The organism is Pseudomonas sp. ES4 (assembly GCF_050586665.1).
In the GTDB taxonomy this organism is placed as follows: Bacteria; Pseudomonadota; Gammaproteobacteria; order Pseudomonadales; family Pseudomonadaceae; genus Aquipseudomonas; species Aquipseudomonas frederiksbergensis.
The window spans coordinates 79205-88788 of the sequence record NZ_JBOBDO010000025.1 but is presented as its reverse complement, the minus strand read 5'-3'; the positions used below and the strand labels follow the sequence as shown (position 1 = coordinate 88788).

The 9584-nt window shown below is 61.2% G+C and carries 8 protein-coding genes; 1 reads left to right on the top strand and 7 read right to left on the bottom strand.

Translation table 11 applies throughout. The annotated features are described in order from the left end of the window. A partial coding sequence (locus tag ACQ4OB_RS23250; RefSeq protein WP_430956524.1) for an NEL-type E3 ubiquitin ligase domain-containing protein occupies positions 1–4093 on the top strand: 4093 nt, incomplete at its 5' end. A gap of 96 nt (positions 4094–4189) precedes the next feature. Here ACQ4OB_RS23250 and ureC read toward each other — a convergent pair. The 7 genes from ureC to urtE form a co-directional block, all read right to left on the bottom strand. Next, on the bottom strand, positions 4190–5890 hold the full coding sequence (gene ureC / locus ACQ4OB_RS23245; RefSeq protein WP_430956523.1) for an urease subunit alpha: 1701 nt from the start codon (positions 5888–5890) through the stop codon (positions 4190–4192). A gap of 126 nt (positions 5891–6016) precedes the next feature. Next, positions 6017–6325, bottom strand: a complete 309-nt coding sequence (locus ACQ4OB_RS23240) for an urease subunit beta (protein ID WP_074873342.1) — start codon at positions 6323–6325, stop codon at positions 6017–6019. Next, the gene (locus ACQ4OB_RS23235; RefSeq protein WP_074873345.1) at positions 6325–6858 is read right to left on the bottom strand and encodes a GNAT family N-acetyltransferase; all 534 of its coding nucleotides are present in this window, start codon (positions 6856–6858) and stop codon (positions 6325–6327) included. The genes ACQ4OB_RS23240 and ACQ4OB_RS23235 overlap by 1 nt, the downstream gene beginning before the upstream one ends. 6 nt (positions 6859–6864) lie before the next feature. Next, complete coding sequence (locus ACQ4OB_RS23230; RefSeq protein WP_074873347.1) at positions 6865–7398, bottom strand: GNAT family N-acetyltransferase; 534 nt, start codon at positions 7396–7398, stop codon at positions 6865–6867. A gap of 9 nt (positions 7399–7407) precedes the next feature. Then, complete coding sequence (ureA, locus tag ACQ4OB_RS23225; protein ID WP_074873350.1) at positions 7408–7710, bottom strand: urease subunit gamma; 303 nt, start codon at positions 7708–7710, stop codon at positions 7408–7410. A gap of 159 nt (positions 7711–7869) precedes the next feature. Next, positions 7870–8709 (bottom strand): urease accessory protein UreD, encoded by an 840-nt coding sequence (locus ACQ4OB_RS23220; protein ID WP_430956522.1) that lies wholly within the window; start codon positions 8707–8709, stop codon positions 7870–7872. Positions 8710–8739: 30 nt separating this feature from the next. Continuing rightward, positions 8740–9438 (bottom strand): urea ABC transporter ATP-binding subunit UrtE, encoded by a 699-nt coding sequence (urtE, locus tag ACQ4OB_RS23215; protein WP_074873355.1) that lies wholly within the window; start codon positions 9436–9438, stop codon positions 8740–8742. Between the last annotated feature and the right edge of the window lie 146 nt (positions 9439–9584).

The following is a 9584-nucleotide window of genomic DNA, read 5'->3' as shown; positions in this document are numbered from 1 at the left end:
GTTTTTCAGCCGCTTCGTCGCGCACAAGGACCAGGGCCGGTTCTTTGCCCGGGTCCGCGAGCGTCTGAGCCGGATCACCTGGCAGCAGCGCGAACCGCTGGACATGGGGCCCTGGTGGCGGGAAACCGCGGTGGAGAACCCGAATGCCGAGCCGATTACCAACCGGCTGACGGGCGAGCTGTGGCCGCAGCTGTATCGGCTCAAGCGCGACAAGGCGCTTAGCGACGCGCGAGCGATTGCCGTCCCCACCGGCGATGAAGACGCCACCACGCGCTGGAAGCGCCTGAGCAGCTACCTGGACATCGGCTGGAACGTCTTCAACTTTGCCGCGATGCTGGTGCCGGGGCTGGGCGAAGCCATGCTGGCGCTGATGGTGGCGCAGATGGCCGCCGAGCTGCTGGAAGGCATCGAAGACTGGAGCAAGGGCGACCGCGACGAGGCGTCGGCACACATCAACGGGGTCATCATCAACTTTGCGCAACTGGCCCTGATGAGCGCCGGGCACGCCATCCCGCAGGCGGCGCGGATCCCGGTCACCTCCAGCACGCTGATCGACAACCTCAAACCGGTGGAACTGCCCACGGGCAAGACCCGCCTGTGGAAACCGGACCTGACGCCGTACGAGCACCCGCTGACGCTGCCGACCGAGGCCACACCCGATGACCTGGGGCTGTATCGACACAACGATCAGCAATGGCTGCGCCTGGAGCAAAAGCATTACCAGGTGCGCCAGGACCCGGCGACGGGCGAGCATCGCCTGCAACATCCGACCCGGCCCAACGCTTATCAACCTATGGTGGAGCATAACGGCGCCGGCGCCTGGAAAGCTGAAACCGAGCAACCGCTGGGCTGGGACACGACTCGCCTGATGCGTCGACTGGACGACTCTATGGAGGATTACTCGGCCGCCACCCTGGCCAAAATCCAGAAGGTGAGCGGCGTTGAAGAGGGCGTGTTGCGCCGGCTGCATGCCGAGCATGAAACACCGCCGGCGCTGCTGCGCGACACCCTCAAACGCTTCAATACCTATGCCGACGCGGAACGCTATCCCGAGCAAATCCTGGCGAATCAGGTGCCAGAGGAGATGTCCGGTTTTCTGCCGGCGACTCTGGTCGAGCTGCCACGCTGGCCGGAGTCCCGAGCCCTGGAGGTGTTCGAAGGCGATGATCGCACCGGGGCGTCCGTCAAACATGGCAACGCCATGGCCACTGGACCACAAAGCATCAAGATCAGCCGCTCGGAGGTGGTGGCCGGGAAACTGCCTGAGCGAGTGATTGAATCCCTGAACCCGACCGAACTGCGGGAAATGCTTGGCGCACAGGTCGCCAATGACACGCCCTCACGGATCGACGCGCTGCGCAGCCGATTGGCCATGCAGGCGCGCAAACAACACAAGCGCCTGTTCGACGCGCTATATAAGAGTCGAAATGTGTCCGACAGCGCGCAGGTGCGTTTGCTGGTGGACGATTCCCCGCAACTGCCCGCCAGCGTTGCGCAAGAATTACTCGATAGCGCCGAGCCCACCGACCTGCAACACCTGACCGAGAAACAGCGCCTGCCGCTGCGTTTGCGCCAGCAGACACGCCGGGCGCAGGAGCGCGTGCGCTTGAACCGGGCGTATGAAGGGCTCTACCTGGATGAACTGGAAAGTACCGACACTCGCCGGCTCGAACTGGCCACGCTGGCCAGCCTGCCCGGATGGTCGACGCAAGTCCGGATCGAAATTCGGCATTTGGGATTTTCCGGGGATCTGCTCGCAAGCGCAGGGGCGGCGGATGCGCCGATCCGCAAAGTGCTGGTGCTGGATGAGGATGGTCGTTATCAGGCGCGGGGCGCGGAGGATCAGCACCTGCACGGTACCGACGATCTTTACGCCTCGGTGTTGCATGCCCTGCCGGATACCGAACGCAACGCATTGGGTTATGACATTCACGAAAGTGCACGGCTCAAGGATGCGGTACGGCGTTCACCACTCAGCCACGAGCAATTCGAACCGATCCTGCTTGAGCAGCCGATTCGTAAACCGGTGTACGACTCGCAAGCCATGCGCTTGCCGGGCGGCATGTTGGGGTATTTGCGTGAGCTCGCTGGCGGGGGTGGGGAGCAAAGTTCGCAGGCGCGGATCAGAAAGCTCTACCCCGCTTTCACGGAGGAAGAATCCACTGCGTTGCTGGAGCGTTTCAACCAACAAGGGATTCCGGTCGACATGCAGCTCGAAGAGCTTGAACTTGAATTCGAACGGTTGAATACAACGCTGAAGCGGTGGGTGAATTCGCCGACCCGGGATTTTCGTTTGAGTCCCAGTGGCGTCGGGGAGTGGAATGCCAGGAATCAATTCGCCCGAAAAATCAGGCAGTGCTGGCAGCGTACCGGGCCAAAACAGTTTGACTCGTTCGGCAATGTGGTTGGGCAGAAGCTCGACCTGAGCAGCTTTCCGTTGAACCTGCATTTCAAAAAAATGCCGGCGCTGGAGGGCAATTTCGACCATGTCACGTACCTGAAACTATATAACGCCGGTATTACCGATGCGGAACAGTCCTTTCTAAAACCGTTTCGCAAGGTGCGTGCCCTGGACCTTGGTCGCAATAAACTGACCACTTTGCCGCGACACATCGCCGACATGCCGCACCTCAATTTCCTCGAACTCTCGGCGAACCGGATTGTATTGACGCCTGCCGATGTCGAAATGCTAAGCCGCTGCACGAAGCTGCAAACCCTGGGGCTGGCCGGCAATCCGTTGAGTCTGCTGCCGAACATCGGTCGCATGCCCGACCTGCACACACTGCTTCTGTACGACACCGCAGCGACCACCTGGCCACCAGGGCTGTTCGACCTTCCGCGCCCCCGGCATATCCATCTGGACCTGCAGCGCAACCTGCTCACACACATACCCGAAGTCACGCCAGGTTCGGCCGATGCGGAGTTGCTGGCACGTACGTTGCTCAGCCGCCAACCGCCCTTTATGTCACCGGAAAACCTGGAGCTGCTCAAGGATTACATCAGGTCAGCGGGGCTGGATCCTGAGCGCCCTTATCCTCCACGGGGCGTGCGTGACACCCTGAACTGGCAACAAGGTATTACCTTTGACGAGTGGGTAGAGAAACAAAAGCTCTGGGATGCGCTTGAAGACGAGTTCAACTCGGCCGGTTTCTTCGACGAGATCAGGCGACTGACCCAATCGGCGGACTTCACCGCTGGTGGCGCCTATCGAACCGATCTGACAGCCAAGATGTGGCGGATGATCGAGACCATGGCCAAGGACGCTGAACTGCGCACGAAGTTTTTCACCGAAGCCACGGCGCGCAGCCAATGCGTGGATGGCGCGACCCAGCTATTCAACGTTCTGGGGGTAGATGTGCTGGTCCAGGAAGCCCTTGAATTGGGCAACCCCAGTTTGACTGAAGCGCAGTTGATCGAGTTGGCCAGGGGTAAGAGCCGCCTGGATGAAGTCGAGCGAATCGCCCGTCGCCATATCATCGACCGCGAGGCCGCGGGTGAACGTTTTCGACGCGTCGACGCTGAAGGCAATGTCAGCGGGACCATTGACGAGGTCGAGGTTCACCTCGCGTTCATGACGGACCTGGCAGAACGGCTTGACCTGCCCTGGCAGGCGCGTGGAATGCAGTTTCGCCAGATCGCGGGCGTTACCGGCGAAATGATCGAAAACGCCTACCAGCGGATCTTGGGGCTGGAGGAGGGCGATCTGCTGCGTGATTCGATTGCCGAGCAGCCATTTTGGCGGACCTATGTGCAGCGTTCGAATCGCGCACGTTTCAGGGCGTTTGATCGCAAGACGGTAGCCACGACCGAGTTCAAGGTTGCTCTTGACGAACGAGCCTCCCGCACGGACCTGACCCTGGAAGAGCGAGAGAAGCTGAAGGAAGAAATAAGGATACTGGCCGCCGAACTCGGTAAACCTGAAAGTGCCTTTGCGCCGGGGCAAGTCGTGACCGATGAAGCGTTTGCCGCCGAGCTTGACCTGATCAAGGAGGCGCGTGAAACCCTTCTCAAACAACTGACCCAGCAAGCCATGGACCGGGCAAAACTGCAGCGGGTTGAACCTCCGCTCTTTACTGTGGACACCAATAGCTGACCTGGCTGAAACCCCGCTTCAAGGAACGGGTGATACAACAGAAGAACCCTGAGTGTGTGTTGACGCACTCAGGGTTTTTTCTTGTGCCTTGAACCTTCAGAACAGGAAATAGCGCTGCGCCATGGGCAGCACATCAGCCGGTTCACACCACAGCAGAACCCCGTCGGCCTTGACCTGATAAGTCTGCGGATCGACGTCGATGTTCGGCAGGTAATCGTTGTGGATCAGGTCGGTTTTCTGCACCTCGCGACAGCCTTTGACCACGGCGATTTTCTTCTTCAAACCCAGCGCTTCGGGCAATCCGGCGTCCTGTGCCGCCTGGCTGATGAAGGTCAGGCTGGTGGCATGCAAGGAGCCGCCGTAGCTGGCGAACATCGGGCGGTAGTGCACCGGTTGCGGTGTGGGGATCGACGCGTTCGCATCGCCCATCAGGCTGGCGGCGATGGCGCCACCCTTGAGGATCAGCGTCGGTTTGACGCCGAAAAATGCCGGACGCCAGAGCACCAGATCGGCCCATTTGCCCACTTCCACCGAGCCCACTTCATGGCTGATGCCGTGGGTGATTGCCGGGTTGATCGTGTACTTGGCGATGTAGCGTTTGGCGCGGAAGTTGTCGTTGCTTTCGCCATCACCGGGCAACGGGCCGCGCTGTTTTTTCATCTTGTCGGCGGTCTGCCAGGTGCGGGTGATCACTTCGCCAACGCGGCCCATGGCCTGGCTGTCGGAACTGATCATCGAGAACGCACCGAGGTCGTGGAGGATGTCTTCGGCGGCGATGGTTTCGCGACGGATGCGGCTTTCGGCGAAGGCCACGTCTTCGGCAATGCTTGGGTCCAGGTGATGGCAGACCATCAGCATGTCGAGGTGTTCGTCGATGGTGTTGCGGGTGAACGGCCGGGTCGGGTTGGTGGAACTCGGCAGCACGTTGGCAAAGCCGCAGGCCTTGATGATGTCCGGCGCATGACCGCCGCCCGCACCCTCGGTGTGATAGGTGTGGATGGTGCGGCCCTTGAACGCGGCGAGGGTGGTTTCGACGAAACCGGATTCGTTGAGGGTGTCGGTGTGAATCGCCACTTGTACATCGTACTGGTCAGCGACGGTCAGGCAGTTGTCGATGCTCGCCGGGGTGGTGCCCCAATCCTCGTGCAACTTCAGGCCGATGGCGCCGGCCTTGACCTGCTCGATCAACGGCTCCGGCAGGCTGGCGTTGCCCTTGCCGGTGAGACCGATGTTCATCGGGAACGCATCGGCGGCCTGGAGCATGCGCGCCAAGTGCCACGGTCCGGACGTGCAGGTGGTGGCGTTGGTGCCCGTGGCCGGGCCGGTGCCGCCGCCGATCATGGTGGTGACGCCGCTCATCAAGGCTTCTTCGATCTGCTGCGGGCAGATGAAGTGGATGTGCGTGTCGATGCCGCCCGCGGTGAGGATCATTCCTTCACCGGCGATGACTTCGGTGCTGGCACCGACTGCGATGGTCACGTTCGGCTGGATGTCCGGGTTGCCGGCCTTGCCGATGGCGGCGATGCGCCCGTCCTTGAGGCCGACATCGGCCTTGACGATGCCCCAGTGGTCGATGATCAGCGCGTTGGTGATCAGCGTGTCGACGACCTCTGCGGCGAGCAATTGGCTTTGACCCTGGCCGTCGCGGATGACTTTGCCGCCGCCGAACTTCACTTCTTCACCGTAGGTGGTGAAGTCTTTCTCGACTTCGATCCACAGCTCGGTATCGGCCAGACGGACCTTGTCGCCGACGGTGGGGCCGAACATGTCGGCGTAGGCCTGACGGGAAATCTTCATTGCAGTTCCTTCATTGATCGTTCCCACGCTCTGCGTGGGAATGCCGCCATGGACGCTCTGCGTCCGCCGTTATGTGACGCGGAGCGTCACGGGATGCATTCCCACGCGGAGCGTGGGAACGATCAGTCAGTCGAGATCACCCATGATCCTGCCGGCAAACCCGAACACCCGGCGATGCCCGGCCAGCTCTACCAACTCGACCTCCCGGCTCTGCCCCGGCTCGAAGCGCACGGCCGTGCCGGCGGGGATGTTCAGGCGCATGCCGCGGCTGGCGGCGCGGTCGAACGTCAGCGCATCGTTGGTTTCGAAAAAGTGGTAATGCGAGCCGACCTGGATCGGCCGGTCGCCGCTGTTGGCCACCTTCAGGCTGAGGGTGCGGCGGCCTACGTTGAGTTCGATGTCACCGGGCTGGATCTGGTACTCACCGGGAATCATCAATGGGCTCCTTGGAGAATCTTGTAGTAGAAGGCGGTCGGTTTATAGCGACCGCTCGGGTCGCAGGCATAGTCGGGGATTTCGCCGGCGCGGGTGTAACCCAGGGCTTTGTAGAAGTCTTCGGCAGGGGAGCCGGCCTCAGTGTCGAGGTAGAGCATGCCGCGCTTGTGCTGAAGGGCAGCTTGTTCCAAAGCACTCATCAACTGTTGGCCCAGACCGCGGCGACGCGCGTGTTCACGTACCAACAGTTTTTGCACTTCAGCGCGGTTCAGGCCGTTGGCTTTCTGGCACAGGGTCAGTTGCACACTGGCCTGTACTTGCTCGTCCTTGACCACCACCCACAGCAGCACGTTGCCCTTGTTCAGGTTCTCCTGGACCTCATCGAACCAGGCTCGGGCCTGGGTGGCGTCCAGATCGGCCATGAACCCGACGCTGGCGCCATAGCCGACGGCGTCGAGCAGCAGATCAATCAAACCCTGACGGTAGTGCGCAAAGCTTTCAACATTGACGCGGCGCAGTTGGGCGGCGTTCATGGCAAATTACTCCTTGTTGGCAGTCGGCGGCTCCGCGCCAGGATTGAGGGTCAGTTGCATAAAAGTCAGGTCCAGCCAGCGACCGAACTTGGTGCCCACCTGGGGCATCTGGCCGGTCGTCACGAAACCGGCTCGTTCATGCAGGCGAATAGAAGCGGCGTTACCGCTTTCGATGGCGGCGACCATCACATGTTTGTCGCAGCCTTTGGCGCGTTCGATCAACGCGGTCATCAATTGCGGGCCGAGACCATTGCCACGCTGGTCGTTGCGCACGTAAACCGAATGCTCGACGGTGTGGCGGAACCCGTCGAACGGCCGCCAGTCACCGAATGAAGCGTAGCCCAGCACCGTGTTATCGCCGTCGGCAATCACCAGAATCGGGTAGCCCTGGTCTTGGCGGGCGCTGAACCAGGCCTGACGGTTAGCCAAATCCACGGCCTGTTCGTTCCAGATGGCCGTGGTGTTGAGCACCGCGTCGTTGTAAATGTCGCGGATCGCCGGCAAGTCGGCGTGCGCTGCATCGCGGATGTGGTAAGTCATGGCGAGGCCTCAGGCGATCGGTTGGTGGACGGTGACCAGTTTGGTGCCGTCGGGAAAGGTCGCCTCGACCTGGATCTCCGGGATCATTTCCGGGATCCCTTCCATCACTTGTTCGCGGCTGAGCAGGGTGGTGCCGTAGTGCATCAGTTCGGCCACGGTCCGGCCGTCGCGCGCGCCTTCGAGCAGCGCAGCGGAAATGTAGGCCATGGCTTCCGGGTAGTTGAGTTTCACGCCGCGCGCCAAACGCCGCTCGGCCACGAGGCCGGCGGTGAAAATCAACAGCTTGTCTTTTTCGCGTGGGGTCAGGTCCATCGTTTGGAATCCATATCGGCAGATAAAAAAGGTATTCGGATCTGTAAACACAAAACCCCTGTGGGAGCGAGCCTGCTCGCGATGAGGTCGTCACATCCAGTGAAGATGTTGGCTTTGAGACCGCCATCGCGAGCAGGCTCGCTCCCACAGAAAAGCAATTCAGGTGCTCCATATTCTGGGGGGGACGGCTTCGCGGCCGAGCAATGCAGGCCTGAGCAATCGCCACAAATCGATCAGCCAACCCCTCGCCAACAACGCTTCACTGGCCAGGCAACGGGCGACTAAAAGCCCGGGCAACTGGGTCAGGTCTCCGCGCACGTCATGGGGCAGCGAGCGGCATTTCTCCAGCAAATCGCTATCGATGTCGCCAGTCACCAACAGGGTCGCAAACACCGGTTGTCCATCCAGGCCAATCGGCGAATCAAGCAAACCATCAGCCCCGACAATGCGCTGGCGTTCATGCCAGAGCAACTGACCGTCGCGGCGGATGTCCAGGTGCGCCTGAAAATGCCCGAGGTCGAAACGTTCGCCGCTGGCTGGCCGGCCCAGCGCCACGACGTCCCAGTAAAACAACCGCGCATCGCCTTCCAGATCAATCGAAGTGCTGAGTTCAGCCTGGGCGGCGCTGAAGATAATGGTTTCCTGGGGCAGCCACTCCAGTGTCGCGCCAGCGGCTACTTTCAAGTCGAGCTTCTGATAAGCGGGCCCCGCCGCGCGATACCACTTGGCCGCGCCGGGGCTGGTGATTTGCGCCCAGGCATCGCGGCCGACACTGGCCGAGATATCCAGCCGATCGCCGCCGGCAATCCCGCCCGGCGGGTGCACGATGATGTGCTGGCAAACCTCGGGCCCTTCGGCATACAGATGTTTCTGCACCCGCAGCGGGCCTTTGTGCCAGCGCTGAACCGGGCGCGTGCTGTCGCCGAATCGGGCGTAGCCGAGTTCCAGCTCAGCGTGCCAGCTGGGGGTGAACAGGGCAGTGGGGAGAGGTGAATTCATAGTTTCTATTTATCGTCAGGACGCTTCAGATTAGATCGTAACCAGGCCACGCACACCTTCGGCTTCCATGTTTTCGCCGCGACCTTGCTGCACGATCTCACCCCGGGACATCACCAGGTACTGATCGGCGAGTTCGGCGGCGAAATCGTAGAACTGTTCCACCAGCAAAATTGCCATGTCGCCACGGGCGGCGAGCTTCTTGATCACCGCGCCGATTTCCTTGATCACCGAGGGCTGGATGCCTTCGGTGGGCTCGTCGAGAATCAGTAGGCGAGGACGGCTGGCCAACGCTCGGCCGATCGCCAATTGCTGCTGCTGGCCACCGGACAAGTCACCGCCGCGACGCTGTTTCATCTGCAGCAGCACCGGAAACAGCTCGTAGATGAACGCCGGGACTTCCTTGGCTTCAGCACCGGGAAATCGCGACAGGCCCATCAACAGGTTTTCTTCCACGGTCAGCCGGCCGAATATTTCCCGGCCCTGCGGCACGTAAGCGATCCCGGCGTGAACCCGCTGGTGTGGCTTGAACGCGGTGATCGTTTTGCCTTCCCAGTTCACCGCGCCTTCTTTGGCCGGCAACAAACCCATCAGGCACTTGAGCAGGGTGGTCTTGCCCACACCGTTGCGTCCGAGCAGGCAAGTGACCTCACCGACTTTCACCTCAAACGTCAGACCCCGCAGGATGTGGCTACCGCCGTAAAACTGGTGCAGCTTGTCGACTTGCAGCATTTTCAAATTCCTCCCCCAGTGATCGTTCCCACGCTCTGCGTGGGAATGCATCCCGTGACGCTCCGCGTCACCCGTGCGCAGGACTTGAGCCCTGCATTGTCAGCGGGACGCGGAGCGTCCCCGGCGGCATTCCCACGCAGAGCGTG